This window comes from Cupriavidus sp. GW822-FHT03E04 (genome assembly GCF_058801495.1).
This window is the reverse complement of sequence record NZ_JBXANI010000002.1, coordinates 353,209-376,899: the sequence shown is the minus strand read 5'-3', so window position 1 is coordinate 376,899 and position 23,691 is coordinate 353,209. Positions and strand designations below refer to the sequence as shown.

Here is a 23,691-nt window from a genome sequence, read left to right as displayed (position 1 = left end):
ATACCAGATGAAGCTTGCCAACATGTCCGCCGTCGTCACCGGGGGCGCCTCCGGGCTGGGCCTCGCCTGCGCCCGCCGTCTCACCGAACGCGGCGTCGCCGTGGTGATCGCCGACCTGTCCGAAGACAACGGTGCGGCCGCCGTAGAGGAGCTCGGCGCGCTCGCCCGCTTTGTCCAGGCTGATGTCTGCGACACCGCACAGATGACCCGCGTGTTCGACGCGGCCGACACGCTCGGCACCATGCGCGCGCTGATCCATTGTGCTGGCGTGGGCGGCCCGGTGCGCCTGGTGGAGAAGGACGGCCAGCCCGGCTCGCTGGAAAAATACGAATCGATCGTGCGCATCAATCTCGTCGGCACCTTCAACACGCTGCGCCTGGCCGCCGCGCGCATGGCCCGCAACGAGCTGGTCGACGGCGAGCGCGGCGCGTGCGTGCTGACGGCGTCGGTGGCAGCCTATGAAGGGCAGATCGGGCAGATCCCCTATGCGTCCGCCAAGGCCGGCATCGTCGGCATGACGCTGGTGGCGGCGCGCGACCTGGCGCAGCGCATGATCCGCGTGTGCACCATTGCTCCCGGGCTGTTCGATACGCCGCTGCTGGCGCGCCTGCCGGAAAATGTGCGCGCCTCGCTGGGCGCCTCGGTGCCGCATCCGGCGAGGCTCGGCATGCCGGATGAATTCGCCTCGACGGCGCTGCACATCCTGGAGAACGCCATGCTCAACGGGGAGACCATCCGGCTCGACGGCGCGATCCGCATGGCGCCGCGCTAAAGGCGCAGTCGTCGCAATGGCGGTGCGGACCGGGAAGCGGACGCGCCGCCACGCCCGCACGAGGGCGACCATGCATACCGGAGGAGACACCCCATGCCTATCACGCTGTTCGGCAGGCTTTGCGCCACCCCGCTGCGCGCGGCCGCGCTTACCTTGTGCGCGGCCGCGATGCTGCCCGCCGCCGGCACGTCCCTGGCCGAGCCGGCATGGCCTGAACGCCCTATCACGATCATCGTGCCCGGCGCGCCGGGTGGCACCACCGACCTCCCGACCCGGCTGGTGGCGCAAAAGCTCAGCGCCATGCTGGGCCAGCCGGTCATCGTCGACAACCGCCCCGGCAGCGGCGGCATCATCGGCACGCAGGCCCTGCTGCGCGCGCCGGACGATGGCTACACCTTGCTGGTCGGCAACACTGGCTCCCATGCCATCAACTACAGCGCCTACAAGCACCTGAACTACCGGCCCCAGGACTTCGTGCCGATCACCGACATGATCTCGTTTCCCAACGTGCTGGTGGTCAACGCGCAATCGCCCATCAAGACCGTGGCCGACCTGAGCGCGGAACTGAAGAAAAAGCCCGGCCAGCTCTCTTATGGTTCCGCCGGCATCGGGCAGACCACCCATCTCACCGCCGAGCTGTTCCGCATGCGGTCCGCGACCGAGGTCATCCACGTGCCCTACCGTGGCTCGACACCAGCCACCACCGCGCTGCTGTCCGGGGAAACCACCTTCATGTTCGACAACCTGACGCAGGCGCTGCCGCACATCCGCGCGGGCAAGCTGCGCGCGCTGGCGGTCACCAGCGCCGAGCGCCTGCCCAGCCTGCCGGACGTGCCGACCATGGCACAGGCAGGCGTGAACGATTTCGTGGTGATGGGCTGGCTCGGCATATTCGCCGCGGCACGCACGCCGCCGGCCGTGGTCGCCAAGCTCCAGGCCAGCCTGGCGAGCGTCATGCGCGACACCGAGGTAGCGGCCAGGTTCAAGGAGATGGGGGGACTGGCCGGCGGACAGCCGCAGGCGAGTTTCGCCAGGTTCGTCGGCAGCGAGCAGAAACGTTGGGGGGAAACCATCCGCGCGTCGAACCTGAACCTGGACTGAGGAGCGCCCCCCGAACCATCCGGCATCGAATCTGGTTATCATGCTCCGGTCACCGCCACCGCACGCACGCACGCACGCCCCGCCTCCCATGCGAAACCGGATCAACGAAGAAATCACCTTGCGCAAGCTCGAAGTCCTGCTCGCCTACATGGAGACCGGCAACCTCGCCAAGGCCGCCGAGGCGCTGGATGTGAGCACGGTCAGCGTGCACCGCGCGCTGCACTCGCTGGAAGAAGGCATGCGCTGCGCGTTGTTCCGCCACGAAGGGCGCAACCTGCTGCCGACCGAAGCCGCGCACGTGCTGGCGGATGTGGCCACCGATGTCCTCAAGGCCATGGCCGACGGCATCCGCGCCACGCGCCAGGCCGCCGGGTATTCAGCCGATCACATGAAGATCGGCTCGCTCTATTCGCTGACCATCCGCACGGTGCCCGACGTGGTGATCGGCATCAAGGTCAGGCGGCCCGAACTACAGGCCGAACTGGTGCTCGGCTCCAACGCCGACCTGCTCTTCAAGCTCAAGCAAGGCGCCATCGACGCTGCGCTGATGGCCATGCCCGAGCCGGACCCCGAGATCGAATCCATTGCGCTGTTCGAGGACGAAATCTACTTCGCCGCGCCGGCGGATTCGCCTTATGCGCGGCAAGCCTCCATCGACCTGCGGCAATGCCGGGACGAGCCCTTCGTCACGCTCAGCGAAGGCTTCATCACCTACCAGGGCTTCATGGACGCCTTTCGCATCGCCGACTTCACACCCAATGTGGTGATGAAGGTCGGTGACATCTTCTCGCTGATGAACCTGGTCAGCGGCGGCGTAGGCTACGCGCTGCTGCCCGGCCGCGTGCGCGACGTGTTTGCGCACAAGGTGACGCTGGTTCCACTGTCCTCGCAGTACCGGCTGCGCCAGACCATCGGGCTGAGCTTTCTGCGGCGGCGCGAGCGGGATCCGAACCTGCTGGCGCTGGCGGCGGTTTGCCGGTTGGCGATGCGGGTGCCGCAGCCCGCCTAACCCACCACCGCCTTGGTCGCCAGAAACAACAACGACGGCCCCAGCAGGCACCCCAACCCCGTGTGGAACGTCGCCACCAGCGCACCGTAAGGCACCAGCCTGCGGTCCGTCGCCGCCAGCCCCGCCGATACCCCGCTGACGGTGCCAGCCAACCCGCCGAACACCATCGCGGCGCGCGGGTTGTTCAGGCCAAGGAAGCCTGCCGCCATGGGCGTGCCGACCATCACGATGATGGCCTTGATCAGCCCGGTGGCGATGCTCAGCGCGATCACGTCGGAGCTGGCGCCCAGCGCCGCGCCGGTCACCGGCCCCACGATATACGTCACCGCTCCGGCGCCGATGGTGGTCATGCTGACCGCATCGCTGTAGCCGAAGGCGCGCGCCACGGCAGCACCCACGATAAACGGCAGGATGGTGCCGAGCAGCAGCGACACCGCGCCGACCAGCCCGGCCTTGCGTGCCTCGGTCACCTGCACCTCGAAAGCGGTGGCAACGATGGCGAAGTCACGCAGCATGGCGCCGCCCATCAGGCCGATGCCGGAGAACAGCGAGAGATCGGCCAGGCCTTTTTCCTTGCCGGTGACGATGCCGCCATAGTAGGCCAGCAGCAGGCCGATCACGATGGCGATGGCGGAGGCGTGGACGCGACCGAAGGTCAGCCAGCGCGAGAGCCTTGACGACAGCCACATGATGATGCCAACCGCGGCAAACGCGGTGACCAGGGCGTTCTGCAGCAGGATGTTCTCGATAATGTGCAAAATGGAATGCGGCATGGCGGCGTCCTTAGCGCGATGCGTGGCTGGGGGTGGCTTCCGGCGAGGGCAGCGGCGGCAATGGCGCGTGGTCGCCGGTGCGGCTGAGCACCGCGATGCAGCAGGCCGAGACCAGCACCGCGCCGACTGCCGCGATCAGGGCTACCGGCCCGCCGCGCAACGCGGCGACCACGTTCTGTTGCGCCGCCATCGCCACCACCACCGGGATGTACATCGCGCCCCAGAAGCCGACGCCCGCCTCGGTCTCCTTGGGCAGGAGGCCGCGCCCGTGCAGGAAGAGCCGTATCGAGATCAGCAGCAGCATGGCAATGCCGACCCCGCCCACATTGGCCTTGACGCCGATCGCAATGCCTAGCAGTTCGCCAAGGAACAAGCCGATTAGGTGGCAGAGCGCCAGCAAGGCGGTTCCGTAGATGATCATGGTGCTGTCTCCTGTTGGCCCGTCGGCAGGGTTGCGCGCGGGCTGGTTCTAGGTTTGATGGATGCAATCTAGGCCAGCCATCGCGCTGCATCAATCAACCCGGCGGGAGAATCGTTAGCGTGGGATTAACGGCGGGATGCCGCCATCCGGCGCACTAGTGACCAGGCCGGCTCTTGCGTGCCAGGTGCGGCGGCGTACAGTGCGCCCCCGGCCGGGACCGCGCGCCTTGCATGTCGGGCCGCCAACACTTACACCTAGAGTAACGATGCCACGCCGGGCGTCATTGCTTGCGCCGCGCGCGCTGCGTATCTTGGTGCCATTCCTTGCATCAAGCACACCGGAGACGCGATGCCGAACCCAGTCACGGACCGACAGTGGGACACCCGCCGCAGCGAAAAGCGCCGCCGCATGGCGCGCGGCGCCGCCTTTGCCAGCGGCCGGGTCGTGCCCACGGCCGACATCGTCCCATTCCTCGAAGCCATCACCGCGCCGGGCGACCGCGTGGTGCTGGAGGGCAACAACCAGAAGCAGGCCGACTTCCTCTCGCGCTCGCTGGCCGAGGTAGACCCGGCCAAGGTGCACGGCTTGCACATGATCATCCCGAGCGTGAGCCGGGTGGAGCATCTCGACCTGTTCGAGCGCGGCATCGCCAGGAAACTGGACTTTGCCTATGCCGGCGCACAGAGCCTGCGCATCTCGCAGTTCCTGGAAGATGGCCAACTGGAGGTCGGCGCCATCCACACCTACATCGAGCTGTACGCGCGGCTCTATGTGGACCTGACGCCCAACATCGTGCTGATCGCCGGCTACAAGGCGGACCGCGACGGCAACCTCTACACCGGTGCCAGCACCGAGGACACGCCCGCGCTGGTGGAGGCCGCCACCTTCCGCGACGGCATCGTGGTGGCCCAGGTCAACGAGATCGTGGATGACCCCGCCGGGCTGCCGCGCGTGGATATCCCCGGTTCCTGGATCGACTACGTGGTGCAGGCCGACAAGCCCTTTTTCTGCGAGCCCCTGTTCACGCGCGACCCGCGCCTGATCAAGCCGGTGCATGTGCTGATGGCCATGATGGCGATCCGCGGCGTGTACGAGCGCCACCAGGTGCAGTCGCTCAACCATGGCATCGGCTTCAATACCGCTGCCATCGAACTGATCCTGCCGACCTATGGCGAGTCGCTCGGCCTCAAGGGCAAGATCTGCAAGTACTGGACGCTCAACCCCCACCCCACGCTGATCCCCGCCATCGAGTCGGGCTGGGTGGAGAGCGTGCACAGCTTTGGCAGCGAGCTCGGCATGGAGAACTATGTGGCCGCGCGCCCGGATGTGTTCTTCACCGGCGCGGATGGATCGATGCGCTCCAACCGCGCCTTCTGCCAGCTTGCCGGCCAGTACGCGGTGGACCTGTTCATCGGCTCCACGCTGCAGATCGACGGCGACGGCCACTCCTCCACGGTCACGCGCGGGCGCCTGTCCGGCTTTGGCGGCGCGCCCAACATGGGCCACAACCCGGGCGGCCGGCGCCATCCCACACCAGCGTGGCTCGACCTGATCGAGACCGACGACCCGCTCGCGCGCGGCCGCAAGCTGGTGGTGCAGATGGTGGAGACCTTCCAGGCAGGCGGCAAGCCGACCTTTGTCGAATCGCTCGATGCGGTGCAGGTGGCCAAGGACAGCGGCATGCCGCTGGCGCCGGTGATGATCTACGGCGACGACGTCACGCACGTGCTGACCGAGGAAGGCATCGCCTATCTCTACAAGGCACGCTCGCTGGAGGAGCGCCGCGCCATGCTGGCGGCCGTGGCCGGGGTGACGCCGATCGGCCTGCGCCACGACACCAGCACCACGCGCCGCATGCGCAGCGATGGCCTGATCGCGCTGCCCGAAGACCTCGGCGTGCAGCGCAGCCAGGCTACGCGCTCGCTGCTGGCGGCCAAGAGCATGGCCGACCTGGTCGACTGGTCCGGCGGGCTGTATGAGCCGCCGGCACGCTTCCGGAGCTGGTGATGGCAAGCCTCGCGTTACCTGCCGGGCACCGTGACGATGCCTTCAACCCCGCCGCCATCGCGCTGGCCGATCTCGCCGTCAATGCCCTGATCGACGAGGCCGCGCTGTCGCCCAAGCCGGGGCTGGTGGATGGCCGCGGCAATGGCGCCCACGCCGACCTCAACCTGGACCTGATGCGCGTCTCGGCGCGCGCGCTGCATCCCGCCTTTGCCGAGATGGCGGCGGCGGGCATGCGCGCGGCGCAGCCCAGCGTGGCGTTGCGCGAGCGGCTCGGCGCGCTGGGCCGCGAAGCGGAGGCCGCGATGATGCGCGCCACCGGCGGCATCAACACGCATCGCGGCGCGATCTGGAGCCTGGGACTGCTGGTTGGCGCGGCGGGCTTGCACCGGCATGGACATGGCGCGCATGGCATAGCCCGCACCGCCGGCGCCATCGCACGCTTGCCCGACCGGCACCGTCCCGCGCGCACGGGCAACAAGGGCGAACGGGCCTGCATCAACTACGGCGTCGCCGGCGCGCGCGGCCAGGCGCAGGCGGGCTTCCCGCATGTGCTGCGCGCTGGCCTGCCAGAGCTGATTCGCAGCCGGGCGCGCGGCGACGCCGAGCCCAGCGCGCGCGTCAACGCGCTGCTGGCGATCATGCAGCGGCTCGACGATACCTGCGTGCTGGCCCGCGCCGGCCGCGAAGGCCTGGCGCTAATGCAGGACGGCGCGGGCCAGGTGCTGGCAGCCGGCGGCATCGGCACGCTGGCCGGACGCCGCCTGCTGCGCCGGCTCGAAGGCGGCATGCTCGCCTGCAACGCCTCTCCCGGCGGCGCAGCGGACCTGCTCGCCGCCACTTTCTTCCTGGACCGGCTGCCACCCGCAGCGCGGCCGGCCAAAGCCCCCGTGCAAGGAGACAAATAATGGAACAGCTCCAGTTCGAATATCCCGCCGGCGCGCCGGCAAGCCAGCGCGTGCTGGTCGGCGTGGTCGGCTCCGGCGATCTCGAAGTCATGGTCGAGCCCGGCACAGCCGGTACCACGCTGGTTCACGTCACCACCTCGGTGGACGGCTACGGCAAGGTCTGGGACGCGCAGCTCTCGCGCGTGTTCAGCACCGAGCCGCGCGCCGCCATGCGCATCCGCATCCATGATTTCGGCGCCACGCCGGGCGTGGTGGGCATGCGGCTGGCGGAAGCCTTCGAGGCGCTCGGCGGCGATGGCAAGGAGCAAGCATGAACCACGCATCGCTGCTGAACCGCGAGAGCTTTGTCGAACTCGGCGCGCGCGCCCGCGTGCATGCGCTGCTCGATCCCGGCACCTTGCGCGAACTCGCCGGCCCCTTCGAGCAACTGGTCTCGCCGTGGCTGGCGCGCCAGGGCGTGGTGCCGCAGGCGGACGACGGCGTGGTGGTGGCCAAGGGCCGCATCGACGGCCAGCCTGCCGTGGTGCTCGCCATCGAAGGCGCGTTCCAGGGCGGCAGCCTGGGCGAAGTGGGCGGCGCCAAGATCGCCGGCGCGCTGGAGCTGGCGGCGCAGGACAACCGGCGCGGCGTGCCCACGCGCGCGGTGATCCTGTTCGAGACCGGCGGCGTGCGGCTGCAGGAGGCCAACCTGGGACTGGCGGCCATCGCCGAGATCCACGCAGGCATTGTCGACCTGCGCCGCTACCAGCCGGTGGTTGGCGTGATCGCCGGCACCGTGGGCTGCTTCGGCGGCATGTCCATCGCGGCCGGCCTGTGCAGCTGCCTGGTGGTGACGCGCGAGGCTCGCCTCGGCCTGAACGGGCCGGCGGTGATCGAGCAGGAGGCGGGCGTGGCCGAATACGATTCGCGTGACCGGCCCTTTATCTGGAGCTTTACCGGCGGCGAGCAACGCGTTGCCACTGGCCTGGCGGATCACTACGTGGAGGACGACACCGAAGCCATCCGCGCCACGGTGCGCGAGGCCCTGGCGCAAGGCGTGCCGGCCGTGCACCGCAGCGAGCGCTACGCGCATTACCTGCAACGCCTGGCCGAATACGATCCGGCACGCCAGCCGGAGCCGCAAACCGTCCGCACCATCTACGCACACGGAGCGAAGCCATGAGTTCAGCAAACACCCAGGGCCGCGGCGAGGCCTGGCTCGCGGCGCTGACGCGCAACGCCCCGCGCCTCCCCGGCTATCCCGCCACCGTGCAGGTGGCCGACGCCGAACTGGCCGGCCAGCCGGCGCGCTTTATCGCCGTGGTGCCCGACGCCGGCAACACCTTCCCGCGCGTGCGCGACGGCGAGGTCGGCCTGCTCGAAGGCTGGTCGCTGGCGCGCGCCGTGCACGAGATCGTGCTGGCCGACCGCGACGCCGCCATCAAGCGGCCCATCGTGGCCATCGTCGATACGCCCAGCCAGGCCTATGGCCGGCGCGAGGAAGCCTTCGGCATTCATCAGTCGCTGGCGGGCGCGGCCGATGCCTACGCCACGGCGCGGCTGCAGGGCCATCCGGTGATCGCGCTGCTGGTCGGGCGCGCCATGTCGGGCGCCTTCCTCGCGCACGGATACCAGGCCAACCGCCTGATCGCGCTGAGTGATGCCGGCGTGCAGGTACACGCCATGGGCAAGCAGGCCGCCGCGCGCATCACCATGCGCAGCGTGGAGGACCTGGAGAGCTTTGCCGCCACCGTGCCGCCGATGGCGTATGACATTGGCAACTACGCCACGCTGGGCCTGCTGTGGAAGCGGGTCGGCGTCAACCACGCGGCGCAGCCCGACGCGGCCGATCTCGATACCGTGCATGGCGCGCTGCAAGCCGCGCTGGCTGATATCCAGGCGGATCCGCAACGGGATCTGCGCAGCCGCCTGGGTGGAGAAAACCGCCAGGCTTCCAGCCGTGTGCGCGAAGTGCTCGCGCAGCAGTGGCAGGACTGAACCATTGCACGACCGGCGCATGAGATGACCACAAGCACGCTCCTGCCGCATGACCTGCTGTGGCTCGCGGACGCACCGGGCTTCGCCCGTGCCAGTGCGCTGCCGCAGTGGGCAAGTGCCGACTGGCTCGCGCAAGCCCCGCTGGTGGTGCGGCGCGATGGCGCCATCGAAGGCCGCATCCCGGTCGGGCTGCGCGGCACCACGCGCGCGCAGCGCCACGCGGCGTGGCTGCCCGCCGCGCAGGTAGCGCGCGTGGTCACGCCGGGCATGCTCGCGCGGCAGGCACGCTGGCGGGATCATCCGCGCCGCGCCGCGTTGCCTGCGCTTGCCGCGCTGGCGCGCATCGCGCCAGCGCTGGATGCTGCGCAGGTGGACTGGGGCGTGACCGGCGGTGTCGGCTTTACGCTGGCCAGCGGCATCGACGTGCTGCATGCGGGCAGCGACCTGGACCTGCTGGTTACGGCGGGCACGCCGCTTTCGGCCGGCCTGGCCCGCACTCTGGCTGCCTTGCTCGATGATGCGCGAGCGCGCATCGACATCCAGGTGGCCACCCCGTTTGGCGCGTTCGCGCTGCGCGAGCGCGTGCGCACCGGCGGCCGCGTGTTGCTCAAAACGGCGACTGGCCCTGTCATGAGCCAGGACCCTTGGCAGCCGCAGCCATGAGCACACTATTCACCTTTCCGGGGCAAGGCGCCCAGCGCCCCGGCATGCTGCATGCGCTGCCCGACCACCCTGCCGTGCGCGCTACTGTAAGCGAGACCAGCGAAGTGCTCGGGCGCGATGTGCTGGCGCTGGACAGCGCGGCCGAACTAGCGTCCACCGTGGCCGTGCAGTTGTGCCTGTTGACCGCTGGCGTGGCGATGGCGCGCTGCCTGCTTGCCGAAGGCGCCAAACCCGATGCCGTGGCCGGCCTGTCGATCGGCGCCTTCCCGGCGGCGGTCTGCGCAGGCGTGCTGGACCATGCCGATGCGGTCAGGCTGGTGGCGCAGCGCGCAAAGCTGATGGAGCAAGCGTATCCGAGCGGCTATGGCATGACGGCGATCCTCGGCATGGAGCTGGGCCCGCTGGAGCGCATCATCGCGCAGGTACACGGACCGGCGTCGCCGGTCTACCTGGCCAATCTCAATGCGCCCGCCCAGTTCGTGATTGCCGGCGCCGCGACGGCCATGGCGCGCGTTGCGGAGCTGGCGCTGGACAATGGCGCGCACGCGGCCAAACCCATTGCCATCAGCGTGCCCTCGCACTGCGCTCTGCTCGACGGCGCGGCAATCGAGCTCGTTCGCGCGTTCGAGGGTGTGCGCATCAACCGGCCGCGCCTGCGCTACTTCAGCGCTAGCGCGGCACGCGAGTTGCGCGAACCGGCGCGCATCGCCGCCGACCTGGCGCGCAACCTTGCCGTGCCGGTGCGCTGGCATGAGGCCATGCTGCTGGCGCGCGAATGCGGCGTGCGCCTGGCGGTGGAAATGCCGCCCGGCAATGTGCTGACGCGGCTGGCCGCGCCGCTGCAGCCGGACGGCATCGCCGTGGCCTGCGCCGACACGCGCATCGACAGCGTGGTGGCGCTCACGGCGCGTGAAGCGCTGCGGGCGTCGTCCTGAACCGGGCCATCAGCCCAGCGGCAACGCCGTGCTGTACAGGACCTGCTTGAGCGCAAAGCTGGAGCGGATGCTGGACACGCCGGGAATGCGCGTGATCTGGTCGATGATCAGCCGCTCCAGCGCTTCCACATCGGCCACCACCACGCGCAGCAGATAGTCTGCATCGCCCGACATCAGGTAGCACTCCATCACCTGCGGCAGGGTGGTGATGCGCCGCTCGAAGGCATCCAGGGTTTCGCGGCGCTGCTTGTCCAGCGAGATCTGGATAAACACCACCACCTTCAGCCCGAGCCGGCGCGCGTCCAGCAGCGTGACACGGCGCGAGATCACGCCTTGCTTTTCCAGCTGCTTGACCCGCGCCAGGCAGGGCGAGGGGGACAGGCTGACGCGGCTGGCCAGTTCCACGTTGGTCAGGCTGGCGTCTCGCTGCAGCTCGTTGAGGATCCGGATATCCGTGGCGTCCAGGTCGATGTCCAGCACGTTGCACTCCTGTTTTTTTATATGACAGCATTCTATGCCGCAACGACACGCATTTGCAGCCGCTTTCGGTTTTTGCTGCGGCGCAATAAACCGTAGACTTTCCAGCATCCCCCTCCCATCTCATGGCGGCGGGACAACCTGGTCAAAGAATCGAGTCGAAGCATGCAAGTACAACAAGGATGGCGCCGGTTTATTCCCCTCGCCTGCGCCGTGGCGATCTGGGGCGGCAACTGGCCGGTCATGAAGCTGGGCCTGACCCACGTCAGCCCGCTCTGGTTTGCCGCAGCGCGCTTCGTCTCGGCCGCCGCCATCAGCTTCCTGGTGCTGGGTGCATTTCGCCGGCTGCGCGTGCCCACGCGGCAGGAATGGCCGCTGGTGATCGGTGTGGGCCTGCTGCAGATGGCGGCCTTCACCGCGCTGGCGCTGTGGGCGCTGCAGTACGTGCCGCCGGGACGGGCCTCGGTGATCGCCTATGCCACCTCGGTGTGGGTGATTCCGCTGTCGTCGCTGGTGCTCAAGGAGCGGCTGTCGCGCCCACAGTGGATCGCCACCGGCCTGAGCTATGCCGGCATCGCGCTGATGATCGCCCCGGCCGTGCGGGACTGGCAGTTGCATACCGCCGTGGGCCTGGTGATGCTGCTCGGCGCGTCGCTGGCCTGGTCGCTCAGCATCATCCAGCTGCGCGCCAACCGCACGGTGCGCCTGGGCGCGGACATGATCCCGTGGGAAACCGCCGTGGCCTCGGTGCCGCTGGTGGTGCTGGCACTGCTGCGTGACGGCGCGCCCCACTTCCTCTCGGTGCCGGAGATCTGGCCGCTGCTGTTCTACACCGGACCGCTGGCCACCGCACTGACCTTTATCGTGGTGCTCAACATGACACAGGCCTTGCCGCCTGCAGCCACCTCGATCGCCATGCTGTGCGTGCCGCTGATCGGGCTGGTGGTCTCGGCGGTGGCGTTCCAGGAGCGGATCTCGGCGGATCTGTCGGCCGGGCTGGCGCTGATCGCGCTGGGGGTGGCAACGTCGGCGCTGGCGCCGTGGCTGGGACGGCGGCTGCAGTGGCGCGGCGCCTGATGCTTTGGAAATTAAGCATCAAACGTTACAAGAAGACACAGTTGTATTACCCCGCTAATACCTGACATCGGCGCGCCGGCTTACAGTGGAGCCAATCACTAACCGGAGCCACCCGTGCGGAAAACTGCCACCCTTTGCGTCATTGCTGCTGTTGCAGGCCTTGCGTCCAGCGCCGCATTCGCGCGCGTGGATGTGGACATCGGCATCGGCATGCCCGGCCCGGTGTTTGTCGCGCCGGCTCCCGTCTACCAGCCAGCCCCCGTGTACCGGGCCGCGCCAGTCTATGAACCGGCCCCGGTGTATGTGCAGCCCCAGCCGGTGGTAGTGACAGGCCCGGGTTACTATGGCCCCGGCTACTACGGCCCCGGTATGCGCGAGCGCGCCTGGCGCGAACGCGATCGGCGCGAGCGTGATTGGCGCGAGCGTGATTGGCACGAACACGACCATGAGCGCGACCGCGACCGCGAATGGCGCCGTTGATGGCGCGGACGTGGCTCCTCCTGCTGGTCGTGGTGCTCCTGCGGCCAGCGGCTATGAGATCGAGGCCAGAGGCAGGTTCAGCAGCAGATTCTGCGGCTTCACCTTGAGGATCCCGGCCTCGTTCATCGCCGCCGCCAGGTAGACGGGCCGGCCAGCCACATCCGGGCGCACCACGGATGGATCGGCAAAATCCAGCCGGAACAGCGACAAGATGCGCCGCTGCCGCTGCGGCTCCAGTTCCACGCCGCGATACAGGTCATTGAGCAACAGCGTGGCCTGCGCGTCCAGCCCGATATGCCAGGCCCACTGCCGGTCCTCGATCGCGGAGAGCGGCATCACCATCACCTCCACCCCGAAGAAATGCCGCACCCAACGCGCGAGCACGCGGCTGAACGCAGCCAGCGCCGCGCTGCCGCTGGCGAAGCGGATCACCGTGTCGTGGCGCTCGCTGCGTCCCCAGTAAGCCTGCGCGTTATCGCGATCCAGCACATCCAGTTCCACCTTGCGCGCCGGGACCTGCGCTTCGGCCAGCGTGCGGCCTAGCTCGCCGTAGACACTGCCCGACGCGTGCAGCTCGACGGTGTCGGCATCGGCCAGCATCACACCGCCTTCCTGCAGCGAGACCTTCTGCGCGCGGGAGAACAACTCCGCGGCGCGCCACTCCATCGGATCCGGCTTGTCACTGTCATGCAGGATGCCGTGCACGATCAGGTGCGCAAGCTGGTCGATAAAGACCGGCGGCACCCTGACGTTGCCCTCGCGGAAAATATCCAGATAGGCCGCCTCGATGGTCGGCGCGGCAAGCAGGCGCTCGCGCATGGCCAGCACCACGGCGTAGTTGTCGCGGGCATCGGGGTCTTGCAAGGCGGCAAGCTCGCTGGCCGGCACGGCCCGCCGTGGCTCGGCGATCAACGCAGCATGCAGCGCTCGCTCGGCGTCGCAAGATTCGTCCACCGGCGCCACCTCCGGGCGGCGCCACCACATCCGCAGCAGGTGGTCGCTGGCCAGCAGCTGGCCGTCACCGTCGCGCGCAGCGGAGTCGAAGCCGGAATGGGGCCAGCGGGCGGGGATGGATTCAACCATGGTGGGTTAGCAAACAAGGGGAGCCTCAGTATCCCATAGGCCGCGGCAGCGAGCCCCTTGCGCCTTGGCAGAAAAGAACCAGTTTCCTGGCGCGCGGCCATTGCGCGGCTCGCTTGGGAGAACCCGCACAGACCGCACTTGATTGCCGAGCGCAATACTCCGACCAGAGTATGTACGCTGCAAACCGCCCGCGCAGATACTTTCCCTCCTGCACAATTCACGGGGCGAACCATGCACTTCAGCGCCAGGGCTGACGCCAATCACGCACGGCAACACCCGTCCCAGCGCGGACAGTCACGCCACTTTGCCGACATTGATCAGTTGCTGGGCCCGCGAGAACAACGCTACTTCGGATCCGGATTCATGCGCGTCCAGTATCGCGTGATAGCGCCCTGCACCGACATCGCAGCGCTGCCATGCCAGGGCAAGGTTGCGGTCATCTATCCTCAGGACTGGTCCAGGAAGTCCACCGGCGCTACGGCGCCGCCGCATCTCTCGACAGTGGACGCAACCCATCTGGGCGCGGTGCTCTCCGAGTGGGCGGTAGCTCAGCGATTCACGACAAGTCCGTCCGAGCCTGAAGTGCTGATCAATCGCTGTGAGATTCGCAGTGGAAATGCACCCGATGAACAGCTCGACGCCCTGCCTTATGCCATCCATCGCATTGTCACCGAGCCGCTCAAGGATCGCCGCTCGCTCTACCGCTTTTCCACGCGGATTGAACTGCAGCTTGGCGGCATGGAACTGGCGCTGACCCTGACCCACAATGGGCAGCCGCGCAACGATGCGACACACGTCGACAACACCGGAATGCTCGAACACGATGCGCCGCAATCGGTAGCCGGCAGGCTGGCGATCGGCGGCGTCTACGGGATCGATCTGCACCATCTCATGCTCAGTCCCGACGACGGCCATGCCATCGCGGAGACCATCTTCAGTGCCCCTACATCCGTCTACCGAACGCTTTCCAATGTGGAGTTCGTATTGGCTTGCGCCCAGATGGCGCAAGCCGTCATCTACCAGAAAGACAGGATTTCACGAACCCGGAGCAATACGCTCTGGATGCGGGATTTCATTATCAGCACCGCCGTGCCCTGCAAGGTCCGCCGCCAGCAATTGATCGAGCTGCACACGTTGAGCCACAAGCGCAGGCGCGCGAATGGATGCAATTGGTCCGTCTTCCGGTTCCTATGCCAGCTTGGCACAATGACCGCCACCTTCACATTCGCCCACCACCTCCCCGCGACGGAAGAAGATGCCCCGCCTGCGAGCAGGGACTGACATGCGCATCGTGATCTCCGGCACTTACTCCACCGGCAAGTCGACCACGACCGATGCCCTGGGTTACCTGACCGGCATTCCCCGCACCAATGCCCGCACCATGCGCGAAATCATGCCGGAAGCGCTACCGGGCAAGGTGCTTGAGCAGTGCAGCATTCCCGAACTGATGGAACTCTGCCTGTGGCGGTTCAAGGAGCGTGTCGTGTCCGAGCACATGTGTGGAGACACCTACATTTCGGACGGCTCCTGCCTGCACGAGTGGATCTATGCCCGAGGCCGCCTGATCGCGGGGATCAATCCCGCCAATGGGCCACTAACCCGTGGCCTGCGCAAGCTACTGGGCTTGCGCTATCGCCCCGCGCATGAACACATCTTTGAGCGACTCATGCACGCGGTGGAGGCGCACGCCCGCGCCTCGTATGAGGAGGTGATCCACCTGCCGATCGAGTTCCCGATGACCGACGATGGCCATCGCCCCGTCTCGGAAGCGTTTCGCCGCATGACTGAGCGCATGCTGCTGGAGAGGTTGCAGGCGCTTGGCATTCCCTGCCGCGTGGTGGGCGGATCGATCGAACAGAGACTCGCGCAAATTACAGCGCTCTATGGATGGCCGCACCTATGCAGCATCCCCGACGCCATCGCCATGGCCCGCGCCAACGCGGCACGCATCGAGCAGGAGAGCAACGCCCGCCATCAGTCGTTCCGTGAAGGCATGGACTGGCGCCATCGCCTGGCGCGCGAATTAAGCACCTTGTAAAGCGTTCACACCGCCCAGAGGGCCGAGTCTTCTGCCTTCCAGTTTCCCACCGCCAACAACGCAAAAAGGAGTTCCCCATGCCCAGGATTGCCATCGTCTATCAAAGTAACGCAGGCCACACCGCCGTGCTCGCCCATGCGGTCCAAGTGGGCGCGCAGTCGATCGCCAACACAACCACAAGCCTCATTCCTGTCTCTGAGGTGAACAGCCGCTGGAGCGAACTCGACCAGGCCGACGCAATCATCTTTGGCGCCCCCACGTTCATGGGGAACGTCCCTGCCGACTTCAAGCGATTCATGGATGACTCCTCCGTCGTCTGGGCGTCGCAGGGCTGGCGTAACAAGCTTGCGGCCGGGTTCACTTGCTCGGCATGCTGGAGCGGGGACAAGCTGAACACCCTGATGCAAATGACGATCTTTGCCGCGCAACACGCCATGATCTGGGTACCGCTGGGTACGATGCCCGGCTATCACACCAGCCAGGGAACCCCGCGGGACCTGAACCGGGTCGGCGGCTTCCTGGGCGCCATGGCCCAGGCCAATGCGGACGAATCGCCCGATGTCGCTCCGCCGCAATGCGATCGCGATACGGCTCAGGCACTGGGCAAGCAAGTCGCCGAGGCTGCCACCCGGTTCATCTACGGCACGCGCTGATTGAGCGCGGGCCAAGTTCGAGAATTATCCGCTTGACCCGAGGACATGCCCGGACGATGATTTCCGGGTACTTCGGCGCCGGCACCAGCGGTTGTGGCATGCGCCTCCATAACGATCGGCGGACACGACACATCGCTCACCCGGCGCGCGCTCCGTCCCTACCCATCCAACCCACCGTGCTCATCCAATGCGCAAGGGCAGGTGCTTAAGGAGCGACAACGATGGACATGCATGCGTCTGCGCTTTATGTGAAAGCACCTTCCAGCCGTGGCCGGGAGATTCAGCAGTCCATGCGGTCCGCCGCGATTGCGGATCCGGATAGCTTCCTGCACTGGTCACGCACCTGGCTCAATGAACTGATCCCGCACCAGATGTCCGCATTCGGCCTGACCACCAAACATACCTTGGGGGTCAGGCCACTCGAAACGTTCACCTTTCGCGTGCCGGAGGCCTACCTGCAACAGGTTACGCGTAGCCCCGGCGTGGGCTGCCCGGTTTTTTCGCACTGGATCCTGGCGCGCACTCCTCAGTTTTTCTGCCCGGACATGGCCGGCGAGAACGTGGCATTGGCGTCGTTATTCAAGCAATACGCGCTTGGCAATCTTTTTCTCCACGGACACGTCGATGCGGACCGCGGGCTGGCGTCTTATTTCGCGCTGTTCGGCGTGGATACGGCGCGCCGCGCTCACCACGAGCACCATGCCGAGGCGGTTGCCCTCGGGGTCCACGATGCTCTCGTCAAGATCCATCATCTCAGAGGGAGCGGCAATCCCGCGAGCGCGGCCGTACGATCCCTCACCAAAGCGGAGCAAGCGGTCTTCCATTGGCTCCGCCAAGGCAAGACCAACTGGGAAATCGCACGTATCCTCAACAAGAGCGAGTGGACGGTGAAGACCCAGGTTCAACACATCCTGCGCAAACTGGATGCGAGGAACCGGCAGGTGGCGATATCCCGCTAAGTGGCCGTTTCATGAAGCGAAGCGGTTCTGGCTAAGCGCCCTGGCTGGACATTACCGCCTGCCGCAAACGCGCCACGCCTTCCACGATCTGCGTATCGGACGCGGTGGCGAACGATAGCCGCAGCGCGGCCGAGCGCTGTCCGTCCACGCCAAAGCTGGCGCCCGGCACATACATCACGCGCGCCGCGATGGCGTGCGGCAGCAGGCTGGCCGCGTCGGCCACGCCGTCGATCTCGCACCACAGGAACATGCCGCCTTGCGGGGTTTCGCAGCGCAGCGCGGAACCGAACGCATCGGCCAGGGCCTGCACCATCAGGTCGCGCTTGTGGCGGTAAAGGTCGATGATGCGCGCGGTCTGGCGGGGCAGCAGGCCGTCCGCCAGGCAGCTTGCCATGGCGAGCTGCAGCCACGGCGAGGTACACAGATCGCAGACTTGCTTGGCGATCACCGCGCGCCGCAGGATTTCGGCGGGCCCGGCCATCCAGCCCAGGCGCAGCCCGGGCGCCATGGTCTTGGAGAAGCTGCCGAGATAGATCACCCACGGTGTCAGCGCGGGCTCCTGCGCGGCCAGAGACAGCAGCGAGGGCAGCGGCTCGCCGTCAAAGCGCAGGCTGCCGTAGGGATCGTCTTCCACCACCACGATGCGGTGCTGCGCGGCGAGCGCGAGCACGGCGCGGCGGCGCGCCAGCGCCAGCGTGCGCCCGCTCGGGTTGGCGAAGGTGGGCACCAGGTAGAGCAGGCGCGGCCGTTCGGCGTCGGGGCAATCCGCCAGCATGGTGGCAAGGGCCTGCACGCACAGCCCGTCCTGGTCGGAAGGGATGGCGCGCACGGCGGCGCCGGCGAGCCGCAGCGCCTGCACGGCGGCGGGATAGGTCGGCGTTTCCACCCACACCGGCGTGCCCGGCGCGACAAAGGCCTGCACCAGCAGGTCGAAGCCTTGCTGCGAGCCCGAAGTCACTACGACCTGCTCGGGCGGCAACGGCGCGCCGCGCTCCGCCATCAGCGCGGACAATGCCTGGCGCAGCGCGGGCATGCCCTCGGTCGGCCCATACTGCAGGCATTGCGCGGGATTGGTGGCCATGACCTTGGACGCGGCATCCTGCAGCGCGGTGGCATCGAAGCTGGCCGGCGAGGGATAGCCACCCGCGAACGAAATCATGTCCGGCAGGCTCATGTAGGGAAACAGCTCGCGGATGGGCGAGCCTTGCGGCTCCCGCATGGCCGGCGCGAACGCGTACGGATGGACTGGCGTGCTCATGAGAGGCTCGGTGTGGGATCAGTCGATCGGTCGATCGGTCGATCAGTCGACGGTGGCGCCGGAGAGCTTGACGATCTCGCCCCACTTGCGGCGATCGTTGCGCACCAGTTCGGCGAACGCTTCCGGCGAGTTCGGCGCCAGCTCGGCGCCCTGCTCGCGCAGCTTGGCCTGGATGGCGGGATCGCTGGTGGCGCGTGCCAGGTCGCGGCTGATCTTCTGCGCAATCGCGGCGGGCAGGCCCTTGGGCGCAAACAGGCCGAACCACGGGCTGGCGTCGAAGCCTTCGACCGGCCCGGCCGCTGCCACGGTGGGCACATTGGGCAGCGCCGCCGAACGAGCTGCGGAGGTAACCGCCAGCGCCTTGAGCTTGCCGGCACGGACGAACTGGATCGATGCGGGCAAGTTATCGAACATCACGTCGACGCTGCCGCCCATCAGGTCGGCCAGCGCCGGGCTGCTGCCCTTGTAGGCAACGTGGCTCATCTGCGTACCGGTCATGCGCTGGAACAGCTCGCCCGCCAGATGGGTCGACGTGCCGTTGCCGGCCGAGGCCATGTTGACCTTGGCGGGATTGGCCTTGAGGTAGGCGATGAACTCCGCCAGCGTGGTCACGCGGGCGCGCTCGGCAAATGCCGGCGAGATCACCACCACGTTGGGCACCTTGGCCACCAGCGAAACGGGCACGAAGTCCGCCGCGGCGTCGTAGGGCAGCTTCTTGTACAGCGTGGGATTGATGCCGAACTCGCCGACCGAGCCCATCAGCAGCGTGTAGCCATCCGCCGGCGACTTGGCCGCCACGCCGGTGCCAACGATGCCGCCGGCGCCAGGACGGTTGTCCACCAGCACCGGCTGCTTCCACATCACGGTGAGCTGGTCGCCGATCATGCGCGCCACCATGTCGGTGGTGCCGCCGGCCGGATACGGCACGATGATGCGGACCGGCTTGTTAGGGAAGTCGTCCGCACTGGCCGTGGCCGCGGTCACGGCTAGCAAACCCATTGAAATGCCGCAATGGCCGATGATGCGAAGCAGTCGATTCATGCCGGTCTCCTCGTTTCCTTATTGGTTGTGATGTCCCGTCTCTGGTCTCTTGGGGGGCGGGGGACGCCGGAAGGCCTATAGGCAACATTCCGCGAGTTCGGCATTTTTAGTCATCAACTTTTTTACTTCAAGCGAGATTTACGCATAGGATGATGACTTTCATGCATCAATCTGGGGTGCCAGTGAGATGCCCAAGTCAACCACCCCCTGCCACTCGCCCCATGAGCGCCTCCCGCATTCCCAGCCTCAGCAGCCTGCGCGCCTTCGAAGCCGCCGCCCGACACCAGAACCTGCGCCGGGCCGCGGCGGAACTCTGCCTGAGCGAGAGCGCCGTCTCGCGCCAGATCGCCACACTGGAAAGCCAGCTCGGCGTGGCGCTGTTCCACCGCGCCAACCAGCGCGTCAGCCTGACGCCGGCCGGATCGCTATACGGCTACCAGGTACGGGAAAGCCTGCAAAAGCTGCAGCGCGACACGCTGGACATCATGGCGCACGAGGGCGCGGGCGGTATCGTGGAACTGGCCTGCGTGCCGACCCTGGCAGTGGAATGGCTGATCCCCCGCTTGCCGGCGTTCTACGCGCAGCATCCACAGGTGGTGGTCAACTTCAGCGCGCAAGCGGATGTGTTCCTGTTCGACGGCACGCCGTACGACGCTGCCATCCACTACGGCGAAGCCAACTATCCGGGCGGCCGCGCCGACCCGCTGTTCGATGAAGAATCGGTGCCGATCTGCCATCCTGAGCTGTTTGCCGGCGAAGGGCCGGTCAGCGCCCAGCGGATCGCGCAGGCGCCCTTGCTGCACCTGTCGACGCGCCGGCTGGACTGGAAGAACTGGATGGAGGCGGCCGGCGTGGGCGACGTCAACGCCATGCGCGGCACGCGCTATGACCACCACAGCATGGTGATCAGCGCCGCCCGCGCCAAGCTGGGCGTGGGCCTGGTGCCACGCTTCCTGGTGGAGGAGTACCTGGCGCTGGGCCTGCTGGTGATGCCGGTGGCGCAGGCCATGCGCTCGCAGCGCGCCTACTACCTGGTGGCGCCGGACTCGCGGCCAATGAGCGACGCGATGTCGCGCCTGCGGACCTGGCTGCTGGCGGCGGCGCAGGATTTTGCGGCACGGCAGGCCTCGGGGCGGGCCCCGGGGCTTGCACAGGAGGTTTAATCAGAAAATTTGAATATCGAATACGATACAGGGACCCTTATCGATCCCGTACCAGATCTATCCTTTGTCACATGGAGACGGAACATGTTCTCCCAATTTCAACAAGGCAGATAGATCATGAGAATTACCACCGCCCGCCTGTTCCTCGCTGCCGCCATCGCCGGCACCGCCCTGCTCTCCTTGAACTCCGCCTTTGCCGCGGACGCCCGCGGCACCCACGCCGGCGACAACTACGGCTACGTGCACCGCTCGGCCGACGCCTATACCGATGGCGCGCGCAAGGTCGACGTGTTCAGTGACGGCGCCCGCACGGTCAAGCATGACTATCCGTTCGGTTTCTCCGTGTGAGCATCAAGCAAGCGCTGCACGGAAAGCACAGACAGCACAGACAGCAGGAACGCATCATGACCGTCAAAGACACCGCCCTGATCCTCGCCGGATGGATCGCCGCCTGCCTGGGCAGCGGCTACCTCGTGACCTTCGCCGCGCAGGCGCTGCAGCGTTAGGGCTGACACGCTTGCGCGCCTGGGCGGTTGAGCGCTGGCAAGGCAAGCGCCGCGCATTCTGGCATGATTCCGGATGTCCGAAACGGCCGTGCATCTGCCACAAGCCTGCCCCCGCCTGCTACCGCCCACTTAGCCCTTCACGTTGGCAGCCTCCAGCACTTCGGCCAGCTTGCGCCCGGCGTCCAGCGCCGCCGGAAAGCCACAGTACACCGCGCTGTGCACCACCAGTTCACGCAATTCCAGCGGCGTCACGCCATTGGCCAGGGCGCCGCGCAGATGGCCGGTCAGTTCCTGCGGCCGGTTGAGCGCGATCAGCATCGATACCGTGGCCAGGCTGCGCTGCTTGCGGTCCAGGCCGTCACGCGTCCACACCGTGCCCCAGGCGAACTCCGTCACCAGTTGCTGCAGGCCGACATCGCCCTGCTGTTGCGCGGCGTCGAACGCGCGCTGCACGTATTGTTCTCCCATGACTTCCGAACGTACCTGCCGGCCGGCTTCGAAGGCCGGCGTTTGCGCGTAGGCGGCGGGATCTTGCCTGGCTTGCGTCATCTTGCTATCTCCTGTGATTGCGTGGGTCATTGGGCAGGCACGCCGCGTCCTGGCGGATGCGCGGCGCCTGCGGCCTACGGCGTTGCCCCTTACTTGAACGGTGTCTGCAGGATGCCCATCACGGTACGGATGCCATCGCGGTAATTGCCCAACCGCATGTTCTCGTCGTAGCTGTGCTGGTTATTGTCCGCATTGACCAGCGGCACGATCACGAACGGCGCCTGCAGCGCCTGCACCGCCGCGCCGGTCGGCACGGTGCCACCCATCATGCGGATCTGCACCGGTGCCTTGCCGTAGGACTGCTGCATGGCCTGAGTGAGCCACCGGCTGATCGGCGCCGACAGGTCCGTGCGCGCGGCGGAGCTGGAGGCCGAGACCTCGCCCGCGGTGACCGAAGCAAGCTTGGGATAGCGCGCGCGGTCGTCGTCGGTAGGCTCGCCCTTGACCAGGTGGTAGCCCTGTTTTTCCACGTGCTGCCTGACGAGGCCGAACAGGGATTGCGGGCTGGTCTCCGGCACGGTGCGGATATCGATTTCGGCCACCGCCACTTCCGGAATGATGGTGCGGGCCTTCTCGCCCACGTCGCCGGCGGCCATGCCGCGCACGTTCAGCGTGGGGTACTGCATGGCCTCCTGGTAGTTGGCGCCAACGCGCTCGGCGCGCGCGATGCCCAGGCGGCGGCGCAGCGCGGCCTCGTCGTCTGGCACGGCGGCCATGATGCGGCGCGCGCGTTCATCGATCTTTACCGGCTTGTAGTAACCGGCAATGGTGACGCGGCCGTCGTCGTCCTTCATGGTGGCGAGCAGGTTTGCCAGCCGCTGCGCGGGGTTGGCGGCATAGTTGCCGTAGTGGCCGCTGTGCAGGCCCTGGCTGGCGCCGAACACCTTGATCTGCACCAGCAGCACGCCGCGGTTGCCGAAGATCAGCGTGGGCTGGTTGCTCTGGTGCATGGGGCCATCGAAGATCACCATGCCGTCATTGCGCAGCAGCGCCAGGTTGTCCGCTATCACCTTGCCCAGCGACGGCGAGCCCTTCTCCTCCTCGGAATCCAGCAGCACCTTGATATCGACCGCCGGGTCCACCCCGGCGGCCTTGAGCGCATCCATGGCGGCCAGGAACATCACGATGGGGCCCTTGTCGTCGGACGACGAACGCCCGAACACGCGCCATTCGGGATCGACCTGGCCGGCGTAGAGTTTGTCCAGCGGCAGCGTTTCCCACTTGCCATCGGCGCTGCGCGCCTTGAGCGTAGCCTCCCACGGGCTGGGCTGCGCCCATTGCGACGGCGTTACCGACTGGCCGTCGAAATGCATGTAGAACAGCACGGTCTTGCGCGGGCCAGCGTTTTGCTGCGTGCTGGCGGGATATTCGGCGTAGACCATCGGCTTGCCGTTATTGGGCAGCTCGCGCGCCTGGAAGCCACGCCGGGCGAAGGCCTTGACCAGCCAGTCCGCGTTCTTCTGGATATCCGCCGGCACGGTGGCGTCGTTGGGCAGCGCCAGCAACTCGACCCATTCGCGGTAACTGCGCGCCGCGGCCTGATCGGCGTGCTGCTGCAGCTGCACGCCGTCGAGCGTGGCGGCGTGCGCGCCAGCGGCCAGCAGCATGGCGCCAAGGGCGCTGCACACGGTCGCGCGGACAGCGCTGCGCAAGGGGGACTGGAAGGTATGGGAATGGGTATGCAGGGGGGCGCAATGCGGCGCGCTGCCAGGCGCGCGGGCAAGGGAACGTAGTCTCATGGCTCTTGTTGGATAGGAAAGTGCATGGCGACGGATACGGCGGGCGGGCCGCAAGACAGCCGCGCGGCCCGCACCCGGCAGTCTGAACCGCTACATGCAACTTGT

At 67.3% G+C, this 23,691-nt stretch carries 26 protein-coding genes; 18 read left to right on the top strand and 8 right to left on the bottom strand.

Translation table 11 applies throughout. The features are described from left to right. Window positions 1-7 precede the first annotated feature (7 nt). The 3 genes from AC1RQC_RS03770 to AC1RQC_RS03760 all read left to right on the top strand — a co-directional run bounded on the left by AC1RQC_RS03770 (window position 8) and on the right by AC1RQC_RS03760 (window position 2,882). Window positions 8-772, top strand: coding sequence for an SDR family NAD(P)-dependent oxidoreductase (locus AC1RQC_RS03770; protein ID WP_492373781.1), 765 nt, complete (start codon window positions 8-10; stop codon window positions 770-772). 93 nt (window positions 773-865) lie between these two features. Further along, complete coding sequence (locus AC1RQC_RS03765) at window positions 866-1,873, top strand: Bug family tripartite tricarboxylate transporter substrate binding protein (RefSeq protein WP_492830776.1); 1,008 nt, start codon at window positions 866-868, stop codon at window positions 1,871-1,873. Between the two features lie 88 nt (window positions 1,874-1,961). Next, window positions 1,962-2,882, top strand: a complete 921-nt coding sequence (locus AC1RQC_RS03760) for a LysR family transcriptional regulator (protein ID WP_492373779.1) — start codon at window positions 1,962-1,964, stop codon at window positions 2,880-2,882. Here the strand turns inward: AC1RQC_RS03760 and madM are convergent. After that, on the bottom strand, window positions 2,879-3,655 hold the full coding sequence (gene madM, locus AC1RQC_RS03755) for a malonate transporter subunit MadM (protein ID WP_492814594.1): 777 nt from the start codon (window positions 3,653-3,655) through the stop codon (window positions 2,879-2,881). The genes AC1RQC_RS03760 and madM overlap by 4 nt on opposite strands. 10 nt (window positions 3,656-3,665) lie before the next feature. Next, window positions 3,666-4,076: a malonate transporter subunit MadL gene (gene madL / locus AC1RQC_RS03750; protein WP_174427787.1), complete on the bottom strand. Its 411-nt coding sequence runs from the start codon at window positions 4,074-4,076 to the stop codon at window positions 3,666-3,668. Between the two features lie 348 nt (window positions 4,077-4,424). On the opposite strand from madL, the gene mdcA reads away from it, so the two are divergent. Genes mdcA through mdcH form a run of 7 tightly spaced genes read left to right on the top strand, consistent with a single transcriptional unit; the run spans window position 4,425 to window position 10,563 of the window. Further along, the gene (gene mdcA / locus AC1RQC_RS03745) at window positions 4,425-6,083 is read left to right on the top strand and encodes a malonate decarboxylase subunit alpha (protein WP_492882479.1); all 1,659 of its coding nucleotides are present in this window, start codon (window positions 4,425-4,427) and stop codon (window positions 6,081-6,083) included. Continuing rightward, on the top strand, window positions 6,083-6,988 hold the full coding sequence (locus AC1RQC_RS03740) for a triphosphoribosyl-dephospho-CoA synthase (protein ID WP_492373778.1): 906 nt from the start codon (window positions 6,083-6,085) through the stop codon (window positions 6,986-6,988). Before mdcA ends, AC1RQC_RS03740 begins: the two co-directional genes overlap by 1 nt. After that, entirely contained in the window at window positions 6,988-7,302 is a 315-nt protein-coding gene (locus AC1RQC_RS03735; protein ID WP_492830775.1) for a malonate decarboxylase subunit delta, read from the top strand. The genes AC1RQC_RS03740 and AC1RQC_RS03735 overlap by 1 nt, the downstream gene beginning before the upstream one ends. Further along, window positions 7,299-8,150, top strand: coding sequence for a biotin-independent malonate decarboxylase subunit beta (locus AC1RQC_RS03730; protein ID WP_492882478.1), 852 nt, complete (start codon window positions 7,299-7,301; stop codon window positions 8,148-8,150). Before AC1RQC_RS03735 ends, AC1RQC_RS03730 begins: the two co-directional genes overlap by 4 nt. Then, entirely contained in the window at window positions 8,147-8,965 is an 819-nt protein-coding gene (gene mdcE, locus AC1RQC_RS03725; protein ID WP_492830773.1) for a biotin-independent malonate decarboxylase subunit gamma, read from the top strand. Before AC1RQC_RS03730 ends, mdcE begins: the two co-directional genes overlap by 4 nt. A 24-nt stretch (window positions 8,966-8,989) precedes the next feature. Continuing rightward, window positions 8,990-9,628: a malonate decarboxylase holo-ACP synthase gene (locus tag AC1RQC_RS03720; RefSeq protein WP_492882477.1), complete on the top strand. Its 639-nt coding sequence runs from the start codon at window positions 8,990-8,992 to the stop codon at window positions 9,626-9,628. Next, window positions 9,625-10,563, top strand: a complete 939-nt coding sequence (gene mdcH, locus AC1RQC_RS03715; protein WP_492882476.1) for a malonate decarboxylase subunit epsilon — start codon at window positions 9,625-9,627, stop codon at window positions 10,561-10,563. Before AC1RQC_RS03720 ends, mdcH begins: the two co-directional genes overlap by 4 nt. Before the next feature lie 9 nt (window positions 10,564-10,572). On the opposite strand, the gene AC1RQC_RS03710 is transcribed toward mdcH, so the two are convergent. Beyond that, window positions 10,573-11,043: an Lrp/AsnC family transcriptional regulator gene (locus tag AC1RQC_RS03710; RefSeq protein WP_006158020.1), complete on the bottom strand. Its 471-nt coding sequence runs from the start codon at window positions 11,041-11,043 to the stop codon at window positions 10,573-10,575. A 162-nt stretch (window positions 11,044-11,205) separates the two neighbouring features. On the opposite strand from AC1RQC_RS03710, the gene AC1RQC_RS03705 reads away from it, so the two are divergent. Beyond that, complete coding sequence (locus AC1RQC_RS03705) at window positions 11,206-12,117, top strand: DMT family transporter (RefSeq protein ID WP_492882475.1); 912 nt, start codon at window positions 11,206-11,208, stop codon at window positions 12,115-12,117. A gap of 114 nt (window positions 12,118-12,231) precedes the next feature. Further along, a complete protein-coding gene (locus AC1RQC_RS03700; RefSeq protein WP_492882474.1) occupies window positions 12,232-12,597 on the top strand; it encodes a hypothetical protein in 366 nt (121 codons plus the stop codon). Between the two features lie 51 nt (window positions 12,598-12,648). Here AC1RQC_RS03700 and AC1RQC_RS03695 read toward each other — a convergent pair whose 3' ends face one another. Beyond that, on the bottom strand, window positions 12,649-13,680 hold the full coding sequence (locus AC1RQC_RS03695) for a DUF6352 family protein (RefSeq protein WP_492882473.1): 1,032 nt from the start codon (window positions 13,678-13,680) through the stop codon (window positions 12,649-12,651). A gap of 231 nt (window positions 13,681-13,911) precedes the next feature. On the opposite strand from AC1RQC_RS03695, the gene AC1RQC_RS03690 reads away from it, so the two are divergent. From AC1RQC_RS03690 to AC1RQC_RS03675, 4 genes are all read left to right on the top strand, one after another. Further along, window positions 13,912-14,961, top strand: coding sequence for an AvrD family protein (locus tag AC1RQC_RS03690; protein WP_492882472.1), 1,050 nt, complete (start codon window positions 13,912-13,914; stop codon window positions 14,959-14,961). Between the two features lies 1 nt (window position 14,962). After that, window positions 14,963-15,718 (top strand): AAA family ATPase, encoded by a 756-nt coding sequence (locus AC1RQC_RS03685; protein WP_492882471.1) that lies wholly within the window; start codon window positions 14,963-14,965, stop codon window positions 15,716-15,718. Between the two features lie 77 nt (window positions 15,719-15,795). Next, window positions 15,796-16,371: a flavodoxin family protein gene (locus tag AC1RQC_RS03680; protein ID WP_492830767.1), complete on the top strand. Its 576-nt coding sequence runs from the start codon at window positions 15,796-15,798 to the stop codon at window positions 16,369-16,371. Between the two features lie 221 nt (window positions 16,372-16,592). Then, window positions 16,593-17,330: a helix-turn-helix transcriptional regulator gene (locus tag AC1RQC_RS03675; protein ID WP_492882470.1), complete on the top strand. Its 738-nt coding sequence runs from the start codon at window positions 16,593-16,595 to the stop codon at window positions 17,328-17,330. Between the two features lie 31 nt (window positions 17,331-17,361). Here AC1RQC_RS03675 and AC1RQC_RS03670 read toward each other — a convergent pair whose 3' ends face one another. Both AC1RQC_RS03670 and AC1RQC_RS03665 read right to left on the bottom strand, forming a co-directional pair. After that, a complete protein-coding gene (locus AC1RQC_RS03670; RefSeq protein ID WP_492373766.1) occupies window positions 17,362-18,588 on the bottom strand; it encodes an aminotransferase-like domain-containing protein in 1,227 nt (408 codons plus the stop codon). Between the two features lie 42 nt (window positions 18,589-18,630). Then, on the bottom strand, window positions 18,631-19,587 hold the full coding sequence (locus AC1RQC_RS03665) for a Bug family tripartite tricarboxylate transporter substrate binding protein (protein ID WP_477134447.1): 957 nt from the start codon (window positions 19,585-19,587) through the stop codon (window positions 18,631-18,633). Window positions 19,588-19,850: 263 nt separating this feature from the next. On the opposite strand from AC1RQC_RS03665, the gene AC1RQC_RS03660 reads away from it, so the two are divergent. Both AC1RQC_RS03660 and AC1RQC_RS03655 read left to right on the top strand, forming a co-directional pair. Then, entirely contained in the window at window positions 19,851-20,792 is a 942-nt protein-coding gene (locus tag AC1RQC_RS03660; RefSeq protein WP_492882469.1) for a LysR substrate-binding domain-containing protein, read from the top strand. A gap of 117 nt (window positions 20,793-20,909) precedes the next feature. Beyond that, window positions 20,910-21,140 carry a hypothetical protein gene (locus AC1RQC_RS03655; protein WP_492830765.1) on the top strand — a complete coding sequence of 77 codons (231 nt, stop codon included), beginning with the start codon at window positions 20,910-20,912 and terminating at the stop codon, window positions 21,138-21,140. Window positions 21,141-21,427: 287 nt separating this feature from the next. Here AC1RQC_RS03655 and AC1RQC_RS03650 read toward each other — a convergent pair whose 3' ends face one another. Continuing rightward, entirely contained in the window at window positions 21,428-21,847 is a 420-nt protein-coding gene (locus AC1RQC_RS03650) for a carboxymuconolactone decarboxylase family protein (RefSeq protein WP_492882468.1), read from the bottom strand. A gap of 89 nt (window positions 21,848-21,936) precedes the next feature. Beyond that, the gene (locus AC1RQC_RS03645; protein WP_492882494.1) at window positions 21,937-23,454 is read right to left on the bottom strand and encodes a M20/M25/M40 family metallo-hydrolase; all 1,518 of its coding nucleotides are present in this window, start codon (window positions 23,452-23,454) and stop codon (window positions 21,937-21,939) included. Window positions 23,455-23,691: the final 237 nt, after the last annotated feature.